This is a genomic window from Escherichia sp. HH41S (genome assembly GCF_009820115.1).
Classification (GTDB): Bacteria; Pseudomonadota; Gammaproteobacteria; order Enterobacterales; family Enterobacteriaceae; genus Escherichia; species Escherichia coli_F.
On sequence record NZ_VNXE01000008.1, the window covers coordinates 37,368 to 54,583 of the forward strand.

At 49.5% G+C, this 17,216-nt stretch carries 13 protein-coding genes and 1 pseudogene; 6 read left to right on the plus strand and 8 right to left on the minus strand.

Annotation, left to right across the window (positions count from 1 at the left end):
* The first annotated feature begins 35 nt into the window (after positions 1-35).
* From fabY to FQZ95_RS02195, 4 genes and pseudogenes are all read left to right on the plus strand, one after another.
* The gene (gene fabY / locus FQZ95_RS02185; protein WP_001297068.1) at positions 36-977 is read left to right on the plus strand and encodes a fatty acid biosynthesis protein FabY; all 942 of its coding nucleotides are present in this window, start codon (positions 36-38) and stop codon (positions 975-977) included.
* A 415-nt stretch (positions 978-1,392) separates the two neighbouring features.
* Positions 1,393-2,280, plus strand: a pseudogene (locus tag FQZ95_RS26250) (hypothetical protein); the annotation flags it as partial.
* A gap of 12 nt (positions 2,281-2,292) precedes the next feature.
* Positions 2,293-3,207, plus strand: a complete 915-nt coding sequence (locus FQZ95_RS26255; RefSeq protein WP_337190582.1) for a transposase — start codon at positions 2,293-2,295, stop codon at positions 3,205-3,207.
* A gap of 694 nt (positions 3,208-3,901) precedes the next feature.
* Positions 3,902-4,120 carry a CopG family transcriptional regulator gene (locus tag FQZ95_RS02195; protein WP_123059859.1) on the plus strand — a complete coding sequence of 73 codons (219 nt, stop codon included), beginning with the start codon at positions 3,902-3,904 and terminating at the stop codon, positions 4,118-4,120.
* 214 nt (positions 4,121-4,334) lie between these two features.
* Here FQZ95_RS02195 and fdhE read toward each other — a convergent pair whose 3' ends face one another.
* From fdhE to fdnG, 4 genes are read right to left on the minus strand one after another with little or no spacing between them, the layout of a single operon-like run.
* On the minus strand, positions 4,335-5,264 hold the full coding sequence (gene fdhE / locus FQZ95_RS02200; protein ID WP_000027715.1) for a formate dehydrogenase accessory protein FdhE: 930 nt from the start codon (positions 5,262-5,264) through the stop codon (positions 4,335-4,337).
* On the minus strand, positions 5,261-5,896 hold the full coding sequence (gene fdoI / locus FQZ95_RS02205; protein WP_000829013.1) for a formate dehydrogenase cytochrome b556 subunit: 636 nt from the start codon (positions 5,894-5,896) through the stop codon (positions 5,261-5,263). The genes fdhE and fdoI overlap by 4 nt, the downstream gene beginning before the upstream one ends.
* Positions 5,893-6,795: a formate dehydrogenase O subunit beta gene (gene fdoH, locus FQZ95_RS02210; protein ID WP_000331377.1), complete on the minus strand. Its 903-nt coding sequence runs from the start codon at positions 6,793-6,795 to the stop codon at positions 5,893-5,895. Before fdoH ends, fdoI begins: the two co-directional genes overlap by 4 nt.
* Positions 6,796-6,807: 12 nt before the next feature.
* Positions 6,808-9,858 (minus strand): formate dehydrogenase-N subunit alpha, encoded by a 3,051-nt coding sequence (fdnG, locus tag FQZ95_RS02215; protein ID WP_015953878.1) that lies wholly within the window; start codon positions 9,856-9,858, stop codon positions 6,808-6,810.
* 193 nt (positions 9,859-10,051) lie between these two features.
* Here fdnG and fdhD point away from each other — a divergent pair, with 193 nt between their 5' ends.
* The gene (fdhD, locus tag FQZ95_RS02220; RefSeq protein WP_160529837.1) at positions 10,052-10,885 is read left to right on the plus strand and encodes a formate dehydrogenase accessory sulfurtransferase FdhD; all 834 of its coding nucleotides are present in this window, start codon (positions 10,052-10,054) and stop codon (positions 10,883-10,885) included.
* Positions 10,886-11,037: 152 nt separating this feature from the next.
* Complete coding sequence (locus FQZ95_RS02225) at positions 11,038-12,093, plus strand: YiiG family protein (RefSeq protein ID WP_115739181.1); 1,056 nt, start codon at positions 11,038-11,040, stop codon at positions 12,091-12,093.
* A 55-nt stretch (positions 12,094-12,148) separates the two neighbouring features.
* Here the strand turns inward: FQZ95_RS02225 and FQZ95_RS02230 are convergent, their stop codons facing one another.
* Genes FQZ95_RS02230 through FQZ95_RS02245 form a run of 4 tightly spaced genes read right to left on the minus strand, consistent with a single transcriptional unit; the run spans position 12,149 to position 16,865 of the window.
* A complete protein-coding gene (locus FQZ95_RS02230) occupies positions 12,149-13,897 on the minus strand; it encodes a putative frv operon regulatory protein (RefSeq protein ID WP_160529838.1) in 1,749 nt (582 codons plus the stop codon).
* Positions 13,897-14,967, minus strand: a complete 1,071-nt coding sequence (locus tag FQZ95_RS02235) for an aminopeptidase (protein ID WP_160529839.1) — start codon at positions 14,965-14,967, stop codon at positions 13,897-13,899. The genes FQZ95_RS02230 and FQZ95_RS02235 overlap by 1 nt, the downstream gene beginning before the upstream one ends.
* Positions 14,957-16,408: a PTS fructose-like transporter subunit IIBC gene (locus FQZ95_RS02240; protein WP_021574865.1), complete on the minus strand. Its 1,452-nt coding sequence runs from the start codon at positions 16,406-16,408 to the stop codon at positions 14,957-14,959. The genes FQZ95_RS02235 and FQZ95_RS02240 overlap by 11 nt, the downstream gene beginning before the upstream one ends.
* 10 nt (positions 16,409-16,418) lie before the next feature.
* Positions 16,419-16,865, minus strand: coding sequence for a PTS fructose transporter subunit IIA (locus FQZ95_RS02245; RefSeq protein WP_160529840.1), 447 nt, complete (start codon positions 16,863-16,865; stop codon positions 16,419-16,421).
* Positions 16,866-17,216: the final 351 nt, after the last annotated feature.

The following is a 17,216-nucleotide window of genomic DNA, read 5'->3' on the forward strand; positions in this document are numbered from 1 at the left end:
CAGGGTTGTCACGGGAAACAAGAGAGAGTATCGCTATGTATCACCTTCGGGTTCCACAAACAGAAGAAGAATTAGAGCGTTACTATCAGTTTCGCTGGGAAATGTTGCGTAAGCCCCTGCATCAACCGAAAGGTTCGGAACGCGACGCGTGGGATGCGATGGCGCATCACCAGATGGTCGTCGACGAGCAGGGTAATCTGGTGGCGGTAGGCCGACTGTATATTAATGCCGACAATGAAGCGTCCATTCGCTTTATGGCCGTTCATCCCGACGTGCAGGACAAAGGGTTAGGAACGCTGATGGCGATGACCCTGGAGTCGGTGGCGCGTCAGGAAGGTGTTAAGCGCGTGACCTGTAGCGCCCGCGAAGACGCGGTGGAGTTTTTCGCCAAGCTGGGGTTTGTTAATCAGGGAGAAATCACCACGCCAACCACCACGCCGATTCGCCATTTTTTGATGATAAAACCTGTCGCCACTCTGGATGACATTCTGCATCGCGGCGACTGGTGCGCGCAGCTGCAACAGGCGTGGTACGAACATATCCCGCTAAGCGAAAAAATGGGCGTGCGCATTCAGCAATATACCGGGCAAAAATTTATCACCACCATGCCGGAAACCGGCAATCAGAATCCGCACCACACGCTGTTTGCCGGGAGTTTATTCTCACTGGCAACGCTTACCGGTTGGGGGCTTATCTGGCTGATGCTGCGTGAACGCCACCTCGGCGGAACGATTATTCTGGCGGATGCGCATATCCGCTACAGCAAGCCGATTAGCGGCAAACCTCATGCGGTAGCCGACCTCGGTGCCTTAAGTGGCGATCTCGACCGTCTGGCGCGCGGGCGCAAAGCGCGGGTACAAATGCAGGTCGAAATCTTTGGCGACGAGACGCCGGGTGCAGTGTTTGAAGGCACGTATATCGTTCTGCCCGCGAAGCCATTTGGCCCGTATGAAGAGGGCGGGAACGAAGAAGAGTAGCTGATGGAGAGGGGCGGTGTAGCCTCTCTCATTCTTTCAGGTCATTTACATCAGTCTCTGACTATTCCGGTTATATTGAATAAGAACGCTATAAATTTTTATTCTTCGTTGGCACCATACGTGTCTTGCTACATCACTGTTCAGGAGCATTTAAATATTATTTGTAGAGCTGAGTGGCAATTATCGCTGATAATGCTTAATTCATCATCTTAGTTCAGGTTTGAGCGATTTTTGATAGTCAAAACCCCCTCTGGTGCCATACTTTTCTCATAAATATTTTTAAAATCTATAGCTAACAAACATTATGCAAAGATAATGGACTGGCGTCATTGTCAGTATCATTCATTTACTGCTTCTGGATGTTGTAAATAATTATGTGGCATGTTTGCTCTTAAACCGTGGGAAGGAGGCTGTAATGGTTGCCAATATTAATCTCATTAAACAAGAAAGTTATTCTATTGTTAATTTAGAAAAACAACTAATGAGTAATGAATCACCGAAGCAAACGCTATTAAATGATTTTTCACATCGCCTTAAAATGGAAGGTGAGGAGCAACTGTGCGATTGTGTTAACGAACTTAAACTCGGGTTGTTGAGTAATAATAAATATGACCTGTTTAAAAATAAAGAAACCTCACTGTGGAAACGCAAAGTACCAGAAAGTGCAGCGCTGGCAATGACGGGAACAGTATATAAATTATTTGGTAGTCGCTTACTCAACGCCCGCAATCAGTTAGATAAAAATCTCCTCGAAATGGCTATGCAAATGGTTTATGGCAAAGATATGGTGACAAAGTCCGGAGATATATTGATTGATATACAATTAAACAAGGATGGCAGCCTCCAGAGTAAGCACTACACATTTGATGTAGGTGAAGTTATAAACAGTTATAATATTGACCTCTTTGTGAATGCCTCGAGTATTAATCAAACTTACTTACATGATAAAAACCCTGGTGACGTTATTAGCCTATATGGCACTTTAGATAACGTTCCTCTTGTAGTAAAGGAATGCACCGGTAAAAATCATCAAATTAACGTTAAAGCCAAATTGCCACAAGAACGAAGTGAAAAAGTTGAGGATATGTGTGAAAGAATGAGAGGTGGCATCTCTATGTTTAACCACACCACAAAAACAGCTGATAATATAGAGCATAATTTGCAGCTAAGTTTTCTCGTGGATTCACGACCGTCGATCACCAATAAATACTCAGCCAAAGATGTAAGTCCAGATATACTTACATTGCCCGTCAACGTATATCATGCAGATTTTAAAATTAAAATAAATAACGAAGTAGAGAAGGCTTCGTCAATTGTGTTATGTGCTGTGCAAAAAAATCTCCATGCAGCAAGGAAGGTTCTTAGCGGGATAATGGGAAATGAGCCAAAAAATAATAAACCAAAAACAATAATTTTTGATTTACGTTTTCTTAGCGCAATTAAGCAGAAAGTTTTTTTGGGCAGTGAAAAACCGTTGTTTGTAAAGCATACCGCAATGATGAGGGAGGCATGCCAGGATTTACCGCAGCCAGTGGAATATATTCCTTTAGACTGTGAAGCGCATAGCCATCGCAGCGTCGCCTTTGCCAAAACCGTGGTTGCACCTATCATGGTGACAGGTGTGGGCGCTGCTTTAATGTATGCAACATCATCAGGCCCGTATTATGCGAAAAGTATTTCTGACTCGCCGGATATCGAGATGATAAAAAAGCGTATGGCTGGATTATTTAACCACATGGGTAATTCTGTACAAACAAAATATCGGCCGGTTTTTAATAAATGGAATGAATTGGTAGATAAATTAAACCACGAAAGAAATACAGTACCGTTTGCGTGTTTGACCACCATTTTAGCAACAGCGTTAAATGAAACCCCAGAGGGGGATACGAATGTTGCCGTTGTGATGGGGTGTAAATCTGCGAAAGATCGCACGATATCCATTGTCCTTGGCAACTCGATGTTGCAAACACTCATTGAAAAACGCCTCGCCTATGGTGGAGAAATTGAAAACCTTTTTGATCAACAGGGATATTTTAGTTGCGAGTCATTAACAGCTGAAGAATTAATGATGTTAAAAGACCTTTTTGATATTCGAGTTCTTCATCTCTCTAACAAATTTAATGTTGGGTTGCAAGGTAATATCAACACGGATGTTTTACAAGATTCGTTTTTTAAAAATGTCGATTTCATTCATGAATCTAACTCGTATACCGTAGGGATGGGAGTCTGAAGAGTAAAACTCATTTGAATTACCAGAATTCGGCCAATGCATTGCAAAAATGACATACAAAGAGAGAAGTGTGCAGGCACTTAGCCGCGAGGGGCATAGCGAAGCCATACAGAAAGCACCAGCATTCAGAACTCCTGTGAAAGCGGCATAGTGCCGCCTGCTCAGGAGTTTTACTATGACCCGTAATCGTGCTTAACGTTACCATCCTATGATTCGATTAAAAAAACTCACCGTCGCGCTGATGATTGACGTCAATGCTATCGGATGATACCGGGGTGTTCCGGAAGGAATTCCTTGTTTCCCGAACTGTTACCCACAAAATTATAACGACGAGCAAGTAAAGACCGGTTGGTGGCAGCATTGACCGGTCTGTGATGGATGTTAAATTTCACCTTAAATCCTGGTGCTGTTAGGATGCTGACGTTTTTCGGGTACACCATTCAGATTATGCAAATGAAGACCCAATCAAAAAATAAATATCCCTGAATATAATATATTTATAGCACCCATATCTCATCCTGGGCGATAACCAAACCATTTTTGATTAACAAATGAAACAACTGCAACGTTCTTATTATTTCTGGAAAACGTCTCGCAAAAACAAAACAGCATGCAAAAATCCGCTTTTTTTAAATGATTTTTCGGCGTAATTTTCGCACATACATTAATGAGTAATATATGTAAGGTATTGGTAATGGTGATGAATACGGTTTTTCTTCATTTATCAGAAGAGGCAATTAAACGGCTGAACAAGCTTAGGGGCTGGCGTAAGGTTTCACGATCTGCAATTTTACGCGAAGCGGTAGAGCAATATCTGGAACGTCAGCAATTCCCGGTGCGTAAGGCAAAAGGCGGGAGGCAAAGGGAGGAGGTAGTTGGTGTTGATGATGAGTGTCAGGAGCATAAGGAATGACAAAAATTTTTTCATTCTTGAATATAAAAAACAGATGCCCTTATTCTGGTATTAATACAAGGCTGTTTTACTTGAACTTATAATAACTGCAACTGTTACATCATATCTGGAAAACGCCTCGCAAAATACGAGAGATTTTGCGGGAATAGCAGGTATCGTCATACCCTATGAACTGTAATCCGGGCGACCAGCGCCACCCGGAAAACGTCAGAGATTACTCCCCTTCACCCGGAAACAGGAACGGGTTGATGGAACTGCGGGCGTAGCCTTCTTGCTCCATTCGCGCATCCAGTACCAGAGAGGCGAGGTCATCTGCCACGGCTTCAACTTTCGGTTCTTTTTCCTGATAAAGAATCTTCAGGTAAGTGCCACAGTCATCGCAGCTTTCGGCTTTAATCGCGGCCTGTTCGTCATCCAGCGACCAGTAATGCAGTTTGCCGCTCTGTTCACAGTTGCTGCATTTTACGCGCACTACGTGCCATTCAGTTTCACACAGGTTGCAGTGCAGGTAACGCAGACCCTGAGTGGTGCCAATTTGCACCATACTGGACACCGGCATAGAACCACAAACCGGGCAATATTGACGTTGCTCGCCGTATTCAGCGCGGGCTTTGCCCGGGATCAGATTGGCCATCTGCGCCCAGTAGAGTGACAGTGCAGCCCAGATAAACGGCGCTTTATCGCTGCTTACGGACGAGAAATCAGAGGCGAACAGCGCGCTGGCCATATCTTCCAGCTCCTGGCTTGATGCCTTCTCCAGATTCTCAATCACTGCCAGCGCCGGGCCGCTCATTTCAGGTTTCAGCTCAGCAATCATTGCCATCAGCAGCTTTTGCCAGTGCTTATCACGCGGCAAAACGTGAATATCCAGCGGTGGCTTGCCCTGTGCGCTGGCTTCTTTAATGCGTGCAGTCAGATCCATTTCCAGCGGATGGTCGTACAGCACCACTTCCTGGGCGTGGGCGATAAGCGCAGCAAAGCGCAGATAATCACCCAGCGGATTATTTTCTGCCAGCTCGCGCAGACGTTCGGCGCGGCGGTTGTATAAATTCTTGAGCCGAGGGAACAATAACGGCGGAATCATATCCGCCGTACGTTTCTCGCTCGAACCCAGCTCATCTTGCGGGATTATGCGAATACTCATTCAGCTTTCTTTTCCGTTGTCTTGCGGACCTCACGGTACCAGCGCGGGTGATGTTTCTTCGCCCAGGCGCTGGTAACCCATCCTTCCACCATGGCGGTAATCGTGCCTTTCACCCAAAGGGCGGCGTAGATATGCACCATGATAACCACAATTAACGCCACTGCGGCAAATGAATGCAGCATTAACGCGAATCGGATCACCGGGATTGAGAAAGCAGGCGCAAAATAAGGACGCCAGATAATCACGCCGCTCACCAACAGCAGGACCAGGAAAATAATCGCCGCCCAGAAAACGCATTTCTGACCGAAGTTATAACGCCCGGTGTCACCTACTTCCTCGTTGACGACGATCTTACGAATATTCTTCGCCCAAAAGATATCATCCCGATTGATTAGGTTGTGATGCCAGTAACGGAAAAACATGATGATGAACGAGGCAAACATAACCACGCCGACAAACGGGTGCAGAATGCGCGCCAGCTGCGGTGTGCCCATGATTTGCATCAACCAGTTAAAGGAAGGGAACAAAAAGCCCAGCCCGCTCACCGCCGCCAGGATGAAGCAGAAGGCGGTGATCCAGTGGTTGATACGTTCCGGCGCGGTGTAGCGCACGATGGTGTCACGTCGTTTCATTTGCGCTCCTCGTCTTTCTCTTCGTGCAGATTATTCTCTTCCTCATCCGCACGGTTCGGACCGACACCCACGTAGTGGAAGATACTGGCTGCGAAGGTAGCCGCAAAGCCAACAGCTGCGAGCGGTTTCCAGATGCCTTTCCAGAATTTCACGGTTTCGCTGATTTCCGGGTTCTCCGGCAAGCCATGATACAGATTTGGCTTGTCAGCATGGTGCAGCACGTACATAACGTGTGTACCACCCACGCCTGCCGGATCGTACAGACCCGCATTGTCGTAACCGCGAGTTTTCAGCTCCGCCACGCGCTCGCTCGCCAGCGTTTTCATCGACTCTTTCGTACCGAAGTGAATCGCGCCCGTTGGGCAGGTCTTCACGCAGGCCGGTTCTTGCCCAACCACCACGCGGTCAACGCACAGCGTACATTTATAAACGCGGTTGTCTTCCGGGTTGAGGCGCGGAATGTCGAACGGACAGCCCGCAATGCAATAACCGCAACCAATGCACTGCTCGGACTGGAAGTCGACGATACCGTTGGCATACTGAATAATTGCCCCTTCCGCCGGACACGCTTTCAGGCAGCCTGGATCGGAACAGTGCATACAGCCGTCTTTACGGATTAGCCATTCCAGTTTGTCGTTCTGCTCCACTTCCGAGAAGCGCATCACTGTCCACGATTTGGCGCTTAAATCATTGGGGTTGTCGTACACCCCAATGTTATTGCCGACGGTATCGCGAATGTCGTTCCACTCTGAACACGCCACCTGACAGGCTTTACAGCCGATACAGGTGGTGACGTCGATGAGTTTCGCCACTTCTTCCTGGAAGTCCCGCGCCTGAGGCGCGGGGGTCAGACCGTTAGTCGCGGAACGACGAATGATATCTTGAGATTGATAAGCCATATGTCGTCTCCGTTACACCTTTTCCACATTCACAAGGAAGGACTTAAACTCCGGCGTCTGCGTGTTCGCATCACCAACGAATGGCGTTAACGTATTGGCAATAAAGCCTTTTTTCGCAACACCTTCATAGCCCCAGTGAATCGGAATACCGATGGTATCGATATCTTTGCCGTTCGCTTTTAGCGTACGAATACGTTTGGTCACCACCGCTTTGGCTTTGATATAGCCACGGTTGGAGGAGACTTTCACGGTATCGCCCTGAGCAATGCCAAGTTTATTCGCCAGCGACTCACCGATTTCCACAAACTGCTCTGGCTGCAAAATCGCATTCAACAGCGCGTGTTTGGTCCAGTAGTGGAAGTGCTCGGTCAGACGATAGGTGGTTCCGACATACGGGAACTTATCGGCTTTACCCAATGCTTCGGCGTCGTCTTTAAAGATACGTGCAGCCGGGTTCGAGATAACGTTTGGATGCAGTGGGTTAGTTCCCAGCGGCGTTTCAAACGGCTCGTAGTGTTCCGGGAACGGACCTTCCGCCATCTTATCGAGGGCAAACAGACGCCCCATGCCTTCCTGCTGCATGATAAACGGCCCGACGCCACTGCCCGGAGGCGCTGCGCTGTAGTCCGGAATATCCCAGCCGGTCCATTTGGTGCCGTCCCATTTCAGCAACTGACGCTTCGGATCCCACGGGTTACCCTGCGGATCTGCGGAGGCGCGGTTATACAGAATGCGGCGGTTAAGCGGCCATGCCCATGCCCAGCCCAGCGTGTTACCGAGGCCAGACGGATCGGCGTTATCACGGCGCGCCATCTGGTTGCCCTCTGGCGTCCAGCTACCGGCGAAAATCCAGCAGCCACAGGAGGTGGTGCCGTCATCGCGCAGTTGAGCGAACGAGCTAAGTTGTTGGCCTTTCTTGACGATAACCGCACCGGTTGCCGGATCGGTAATATCGGCCAGCGCCTTACCGTTGCTCTCCATCGCTACTTCTTCCGACTTCGGCTCATGCGGAATGGCGTAGTTCCAGGTCATGTTCAGCACCTGGTCCGGGTTCGCGCCACCCTGTTCGGCGTACATCTTGCGCAAGCGCAGGAAGATACCGGAGAGGATCTCGCCATCAGTCAGCGCAATCCCCGGGGCGTCCGCACCTTTCCAGTGCCACTGCAACCAGCGACCGGAGTTAACGATTGAACCGTTCTCTTCCGCGAAGCAGGTCGATGGCAGACGGAACACTTCGGTCTGGATCTTCGACGAGTCCACTTCGTTCAGCTCACCGTGGTTCTGCCAGAAGTTAGAGGTTTCAGTGTTCAGCGGGTCGATAGTGACGAGGAACTTCAGTTTCGACAGACAACCGATCACTTTGTTTTTGTTCGGGAATGAGGCAACCGGGTTAAAGCCCTGGCAGATATAGCCATTGACCTTGCCCTCTTTCATCATCTCGAAGTATTGCAGGACGTCGTAGCCTTTATCCCACTTCGGCAACCAGTCAAAGCCCCAGCTGTTTTCTGCCGTCGCTTTATCACCAAAGAAGGCCTTCATCATGGAGACGAAGAATTTCGGGTAATTGCCCCAGTAGTTAACCTGGCCTTCCAGCAGCGGTTTCGGCGTGTTGGCGGCAAGGTAGGTTTGCAGATCGGTCTGCTTCTCGCTTGGCAGCGTCATGTAACCTGGCAGGCTCTGCGACAGCAGCCCCAGGTCCGTCAGCCCCTGAATGTTGGAGTGACCGCGCAGGGCGTTAACGCCGCCGCCTGCCATCCCCATATTGCCGAGCAGCAGCTGGATCATCGCCATCGTTCGAATGTTTTGCGCACCAACGGAGTGTTGCGTCCAGCCGAGCGCGTAAAGGAACGAGGCAGTTTTATCGTGAGCACTGGTTTCGGCGATGTATTCGCAGACTTTCAGGAACGCGTCTTTCGGCGTACCACAGATGTTTTCAACCACATCTGGCGTATAACGGGAAACGTGCTGTTTCAGCAAGTTCCACACGCAGCGCGGATGTTGCAGCGTGGTATCGCGTTTGGCGAAGCCGTTTTCGTCCAGCTCGTAGGTCCAGCTGGATTTATCGTACTTGCGTTTTTCCGCGTCGTAGCCGGTGAACAGGCCATCTTCAAAGCCGTAATCCTCACGCACGATCAGGCTGGCGTTGGTATAGGCTTCGGTGTATTCGCGGTTGAATTTTTCATTGTTCAGCAGGTACAGCAATACGCCTGACAGGAAAGCAATGTCAGTACCGGAACGAATAGGGGCATAGTAGTCAGCCACCGCCGCCGTACGCGTAAAGCGAGGATCGATCACAATCAGCTTCGCGCCGTTGTGAATTTTGGCTTCCATCGCCCAGCGGAACCCGACCGGGTGTGCTTCAGCGGCGTTACCGCCCATCACCACGACGAGGTTGGCGTTCTTGATGTCGACCCAGTGGTTGGTCATCGCACCGCGACCAAATGTTGGAGCAAGACTTGCTACCGTTGGTCCGTGTCAGACACGCGCCTGGTTGTCGACCGCGAGCATACCCAGCGCGCGGGAGAATTTTTGCGTTAAATAGCCGGTTTCGTTACTCGACGCGGAAGCACACAGCATCCCGGTGGAGAGCCAGCGGTTAACAGTCACGCCTTCGGCGTTTTGCGCAATGTAGTTAGCATCGCGGTCTTCTTTCATCAGTTTGGCAATGCGATCAAACGCCTCTTCCCAACTGATTTGCTGCCATTTATCAGAACCTGGCGCACGGTATTCCGGAAACTTCAGACGGCTTTCGGAGTGGATGAAATCCACCAGGCCAGCGCCTTTCGGACAAAGTGCACCGCGGTTGACCGGGTGATCCGGGTCACCTTCGATATGGAAGATAGATGCTTTGGCGTTTTTTGCTCCGTCACCGAGGCTGTACATCAACAGCCCACAGCCTACGGAACAATAGGTGCAGGTATTACGGGTTTCGCGGGTGCGCAGCAGTTTATACTGCCGGGTTTCCGCGAGTGCTACGCTGGGTGCAAAACCCAGTGCCGCTGCCGTGGTGCCTGCCATACCGCCAGCGCAGATCTTAAAGAACTGCCTTCTGCTGACCTGCATGGATTGCTCCTTGTTTCGACATTGTCACGTCCCATTTACATTCGCTTGCTGCGTGTGCAGGGAGTGGGAGTTATTTTTCTTTGCGGAAGGGGCCGCAAAGGTCCAGAATTGGCTCAATTTCCCTCCATCCAGGAAGGGTTTGTAACAGAATACCATAATGTTGGTGTGTGTGTTCTTATCCGGTTAATAGAAAGTGAAAAAAACACAGCAAAAAGAAATCAAAAATGTGACAAATGTCACAGGTGTTCGTCAAATTGAGTTATGGCGGCGTGACGATTTACAACACCCACGGTTAGATGAGGTGGCGGAAGAGGTTCCCGTTGCGCTGGTCTACAACGGCATTTCGCATGTGGTGATGATGGCGTCGCCCAAAGACCTTGAATACTTTGCGCTCGGTTTTTCGCTTTCCGAGGGGATTATCGAAAGTCCGCGCGATATCTTCGGTATGGATGTCGTTCCTTCCTGTAATGGTCTGGAAGTGCAAATTGAGCTTTCCAGCCGCCGCTTTATGGGGTTGAAGGAGCGTCGTCGGGCACTGGCGGGACGTACGGGATGTGGTGTGTGCGGCGTGGAGCAACTTAATGACATCGGTAAACCGGTGCAGCCGCTGCCGTTCACTCAGACATTTGATCTCAACAAACTGGATGATGCATTATGCCATCTCAATGATTTCCAGCCAGTGGGGCAACTGACTGGTTGTACTCACGCCGCTGCCTGGATGTTGCCATCTGGCGAACTGGTAGGCGGGCATGAAGACGTGGGTCGCCATGTGGCGCTGGATAAACTGTTAGGTCGCCGGGCGCAAGAAGGGGAAAGCTGGCAGCAAGGTGCGGTGCTGGTTTCCAGTCGTGCCAGTTATGAAATGGTGCAAAAGTCGGCGATGTGTGGCGTAGAGATTTTGTTTGCGGTGTCTGCCGCGACCACACTTGCTGTAGAAGTGGCTGAGCGTTGTAATTTGACGCTGGTGGGCTTTTGTAAACCGGGTCGGGCAACGGTTTATACCCATCCGCAGCGTTTGAGTAATTAATTAAAATAAGTCCTGCGATATATATTAAATTGCAGGATTTATTCATTTCGTGAATATTATCGATTTATTTATAAACAAAACGCGTGTAGTGACATTTTCTTTTTTCATTTATTATATTCACTCTCTTATTTATCTATTTATAAGGCAATTAAATGAAAAGGAATTTATTATCTTCCGCTATTATAGCCGCCATCATGGCTCTCGGTATCACGGGTTGTGATGATAAAAAAACCGAAACAGAAACGCCCCCGCCTGCCAATAGTCAACCTGCCGCACCAACTCCTGAAGCGAAACCTACTGAAGCTCCCGTTGCAAAAGCAGAAGCTAAACCTGAAACACCTGCGCAACCAGTGGTCGATGAACAAGCGGTTTTCGACGAAAAAATGGATGTCTATATCAAGTGCTACAACAAGTTACAGATCCCGGTACAGAGCAGTCTGGCGCGTTATGCTGACTGGCTGAAAGATTTTAAACAGGGGCCTACCGGTGAAGAGCGTACTGTTTATGGCATCTACAGCATTAGTGAATCGAATCTCTCTGAGTGTGAAAAAGGAATAAAAAGAGTCGTGGCATTAACGCCTGCGCTGCAACCTATTGATGGCGTGGCGGTGAGTTATATCGATGCTGCCGTGGCGTTGGGTAATACCATTAACGAAATGGATAAATATTACACCCAGGAAAATTATAAAGACGATGCGTTTGCCAAAGGAAAAACGCTGCACCAGACATTCTTAAAAAATCTTGAAGCCTTTGAACCTGTAGCAGAATCTTATCATGCGGCGATTCAGGAAATTAACGATAAGCGCCAGCTTGCGGAACTGAAAAATATTGAACAAAGAGAAGGGAAAACATTCCACTACTACTCTCTGGCAGTCATGATTTCAGCGAAACAAATTAATAACCTGATTTCGCAAGAGAAGTTTGATGTTGATGCGGCAATGAAGAAAGTCTCTGAACTGGAAACGCTGGTGGCGCAGGCCAAAGAAGCGGATAAAGGCGGTATGAATTTCTCGTTCATTAATTCGGCAGACCAGTATCAACTCGAGGCTAAAAAATATGTTCGCCGCGTCAGAGATAAAGTTCCGTATTCTGACTGGGATAAAGAGCAACTTCAGGATGCAAACACAAGCTGGATGGTCGACGACTCATTTCCGCGAGCGTTACGCGAGTACAACGAAATGGTCGATGATTATAATCGCCTGCGTTAAATGTTTTTGATTTTGGTGATAAATGCAGTGTCGGATGCGGCGCATCCGACACAGTTCACCCCTTGTGAAGTAACGCCATAAATGCCTCATATCCTGTTAACCCGGCAATAACCTCTGCCGGATGCTGGCACAATACGCTGGCAAGATAGCTAAATATTTTTAGCTCATGACGCGCATCGGCGGCGGCACAGGCGATCAGCACATGGTTAACTACTTCGTTATTCACCTCAACCGGTTGGGCGAGGGTAATAAAAAATCCACGAAAACGTCGTTCCTGTTCGCTCCAGCAATGTGGGATGGCGAGACGATTAACAATCAGGTTTTCGCCTTCGCTTTCGCGGGCGATGATCCGTTGTGCTTCATCGGCGGTAATGTGGTGTTGCGTCACTAATTGCGCACATATTTGCCGGGTAATATGTTGCCAGCTTTCACCACGTACATTCGAATAATGAAAACTTCCGGGGGCAGAAAAAAAACGCTCCGGTTGCTGGCGAATAAATGCCGTCGCCAGAAAATGTTTTATTTGTTCGATACCGGCAGCCGTAATGATATTTTTTACGATGATGCAATTATTGACCGCGTCATCCAGTAAATAATGGCTGTTATTAATGATCAATAACGGCTCAATCTCTTCGCGAATGGCAACCAGTTCGCTTACGCTGCGGGCAATAATCACCCGACAATTCAGGACATCGCGCTCAATGGCGAGCTGATTAATAGTGGCAATCGCGTTCTGATCAGAGAGCAAAATGATCGGCTGGCGTTCGTTTTGATGCCGTTCCAGCGCACAGGCAAAATACAAACCAATCAGATCGCTGTCGAAAAGGGGAATATCGAGTTGTTCACGCAGTAGCGTAATAAAGTGCAGACTCATATCAAAGGCCGCAGGCCAGGCGGCTTTCAGGTTATTCATGCTGCTTTGGCGGTGCTCTCCAATCCACACCGGCGCGGCAAGGCAACGTAATAAATGCCCGGTAATATTCTCAACCAGTTGCGTATCAATAATATTCAATGACGCAATGCCCGGCACCCTTTGCAGCAATGCCAGCACATTATCGACACAAATAACCTGCGCCTGTTGATGCTGTTTTTCTATCAACCCCGTCAACGTTCTTACAGCGTTATCACCAAGAAACAGGCCGCTATATTCAACAATCTGTTTTATCTCGCTACCGGGATATTCAGGCCATGTGTCAGTAAGCTGATTACGCAACGCGTAAATAGCCAGAATCAGGCTTGAGAGATAGTCGCCTTGCATCAGCGGCCAGCGACGTTGCTTTTCGCAGGCGGTGGTTAATTGTTGAAAATTGTCTCGTGTTACGCCCGCCAGCGGAATTAAAAACGGATCTTTGCGTAACAGATTTGCCAGCAAAATAATGCGTTTCTCTTGCGTCTCATCTATGTAATGACCTAAGCCGGGGCGACTGGCGAGACAAAAACTGCGTTCATAGCGCTGTTTCAGGCGGGGCAGGCGCTCTGCGACCCACGTTTCTGGCAAATTAAGCGCCGAGGCGAGTTGCGCACGGGGAGTGAAGGTATTCAGCAACAAAAGCGCCAGCAGCCGATCGTCGTTATCGTGCTTTTGCAGCAACTGAAAAAAGCTGCGGCGCTCGAAGATTTCCAGCTGATAGCCCGCGTTGCCACTGGCGGAAATGCGGGCTTTGCCGTTAAGGGTAAAGTTGAGATAGTCAATATCACGCAGGATGGTCCTGCCAGAAACGCCAGTCTGTTGCGCCAGCTCGCCAGGCGTGCGTGGCTGTTGCTCCAGCAGATCGACAATCTTTAACTGGCGTTCGTTTAGCATTAATCCACCTGACGGAACTGGCTAAACGCGTTGACTTTCTCCGCGGTTAAAGTGGTCAGAAAATCCCTTATCAACGTGAGCAGAGCATCGTAATCGGCTTTTGAAATCATACCGCTATTGGCGTGCAGATAACGCGTTGGCAGGCACAGCGCGACAACCGGACGTCCGCCGCCCATCACGTTGTAGCGCCCGCCATCCGTCGCACCGGTTTTCATGGTGCAAAATTGCAGTGGTAAATCGTTATGTACGGCACAGCTTTTTAACGCTGCTACCAGTTTCTGGTTGGGGAAGTAGCGCTTGTCAAACAGCATCAGCCCCGGCCCGTTGCCCAGTTTCAGCGGATATTTAATGTTATCAATGCCTGGAACATCGCCCGCGACAGCGGTATCCAGCACGATCACCACATCCGGTTTAATGTGTTCAGCCGAGGTTTGCGCCCCGCGTAGCCCAACTTCTTCTTCCACACTGCCAACGCCATACAGCGTAATTTCGGGGTTATTCACCGTCTGCAATAGCTCAGCCATCATTGCGCAGCCGATGCGGTTATCCAACGCCTTGCCGACCACTTTATCTTCGCCCCAGCAGGCAAAATTGGCTTCCGGGCTAATAAAATCGCCAATCTCCACGCCACGTTTTTCCGCTTCTTCGCGACTGTTTGCGCCAATATCAATGAACATCTCATCAAATGACAGCGGTTGTTGCTTTTGCTTTTCGGTTAACGCATGTGGCGCGACGGAGCCAATTACACCAGGGATTTTCACTCCCTTGTGTGTGCGTATGGTTACCCGGTGGTTGAGCATCGACTGATTCCACCAGCCGCCAATGGTGGTAAAACGCAGAAAACCGCTCTCGTCGATGTGGGTGACCATAAAGCCGACTTCATCCATATGCCCGACAACGGCAACTTTCGGCCCTTTATTCCCCTTACGGGCAACAAAGCTGCCCAGACCATCGAAGGTGATCTCATTCACGCAGGGTTCCAGCGTGTTCATCAGAATGTCGCGAACTTCCTGTTCATCGCCGCTGACGGCGCTGGCTTCGCACAACTGTTGCAGTAACTCAATGTTCATGGACAAGCTCCTGTTGCGCAGCTTTGGCTTTGCGGCGTAACCATAATCCTTTCAGGACGATAATGAATGAAATGTTCAGCGCGAGGCCAATCGCCAGCACCAGATAAAATGAACCTACCGGCGACATCAGGCCGATCAGCGGGTCAAAGATACCCAAACCAGGTGCCAGACGTTTGATTCCGAAAGCGATCACCAGCACGCCGGTAATACCGCCCGCCAGCGTATTGGCGGTAATCATCGGCAACGGGGCTGCCAGAGCGTAAGGAATAGCCGGTTCGGTTGCGACTGTGGCACCGACCACAATGGCACTACTGGCGGCTTCTTTTTCCTGTTGAGTAAACAGTTTGGGCGCAATGAACGTCGCAAGACCCGCCGCGACAGGCGGCATTAGCGCGACAACGCCGACGATGGCGTACCAGTCGTAAATGTGTTTTTCCAGCAGTGAGAAGCAGAAGAACCAGGCGGTTTTGTTGATGGGGCCGCCCATATCGAACGCCAGCATCGCACCGACCAGAAACGCCGCCGCAAACTTCATTGATGGAGGAATGGTGTTCAGGAAGTGCAGCAGCCCGCCCATGAGATCGGACATCACCGGTCCGATAACGTAGTAAGTCAGTACGCCAAAAACCAGCAGAGTAACGAACGGGATAAGCATGGAACCGAGCAGCGGTTGTAACGCTTTGCCGAGACGGACTTTACGGAACCAGAAGACGAAATAGCCAATCGCCAGCCCCAGCACCACCGCGCCGAGGAATCCCGCACCCGACTGGGTGCCGAGTAGGGCTTTGTCGTTTGCCAGATAACAAACCAGAAAAGCCGGAGCGAAAGCCGGTTTATCGGCAATCGACGAGGCAATATAAGCGCCCATAATGGGGATCATAAAGGTGAAACCGAGATAACCGATGGATTCAACCACCCAGGTAAACGACGGCGCGCCTTTCGACATATCGGTATACGGCAAACCGAACTGCACCAGCATGTTGGCAAGCGCCACCAGGATACCGCCACCGATGACAAACGGCAGCGCCGCAGAGACGCCCGCCATCAGATGGCTCATTACGCTGCCACTTTGCACTTCCTGTTTGCCGAGCTTCACGCCGCTATCTGCGGCAAAAAGTTGTGAGTTTGTCGGTAATTCACTGAAAATCTGGTCGATATTTTTCAGCGCCTGGGAGATGGCAATCTCATAAACCTTTTTCCCGGCAAATCGCGCGCGATCATCACCGCTCAGGCCACGCCCGGTAGCGAGAATCACGTAATCGGCAGCGGCAATCTCTTCGCTGGATAAGCGGTTTTCGACGCCGCTTGATCCTTGAGTTTCCACTTTAATGGTATGGCCGAGAGAACGGGCTTTCTGTTCCAGGGCTTCCGCCACCATGTAGGTGTGAGCGATCCCGGCGGGGCAGTTGGTGATCGCGACAATACGTAAGGATGACTCCATCGCCACTTCCTTATGAGCTGAGGGTTTGATTTAACAAAGCAAGCACCTGGTCGGCGTCGCCCTGTCGCAGTTGGTTGATAAAATCCTGGTGGATAATTTTGCGACACAGTGTGCCGATGATTTTGACCTGATCCTCTTCGCCACTTTGCGGCACGCCGAGGCAGATCCAGCAATTGACGTCTTCGCCATCGCTGGCTTTCCAGTCAATAGCCTGCGCTTTGCGGGCGAATAACACGAACGGTTGTTTAACGCAGGCGCTTTTACCGTGCGGCACGGCGACACCGGAACCAAATCCCGTGGAGTGCATTTTTTCGCGCACCAGCAGGGTTTGCAGGAATTGATGTGAGTCGGTGATAAAACCGTTTTGTAACGCCATTGTCGCCAACTGCTTCAGAACGGAATAAGTGCCATTGCCCTGAATATTCAGGTCAATACAGCTTGCAGTAAGGGCTGCCATTATTGGACTCCATGAAAAAATATTATAGTTAATTGTAACGGCGGGGCGGTTTTGTGATGAGCGCGGATATGTCGTGAAGTCGTGACAATATAAGGCAGAGTGAAGGATAAATTTTGCGGTGTAAGGCACATATTGATGGGCAAAATAAATGCAGTGAATAAGAAATCATTATTTAATGATGTTGTGAATGTTTAACTGCCGCACATATTTTGCAGCAAGGTTATTTATATTTGTGGCTTATGAGTCAGCGTGAATTATATCTAATATTTTTTACGATATTTAGTTAAAAACGGCACTATTGTTATATTCCTCACGTTCCAGGAAATCAGCGGATTTACTCATATTATGTGG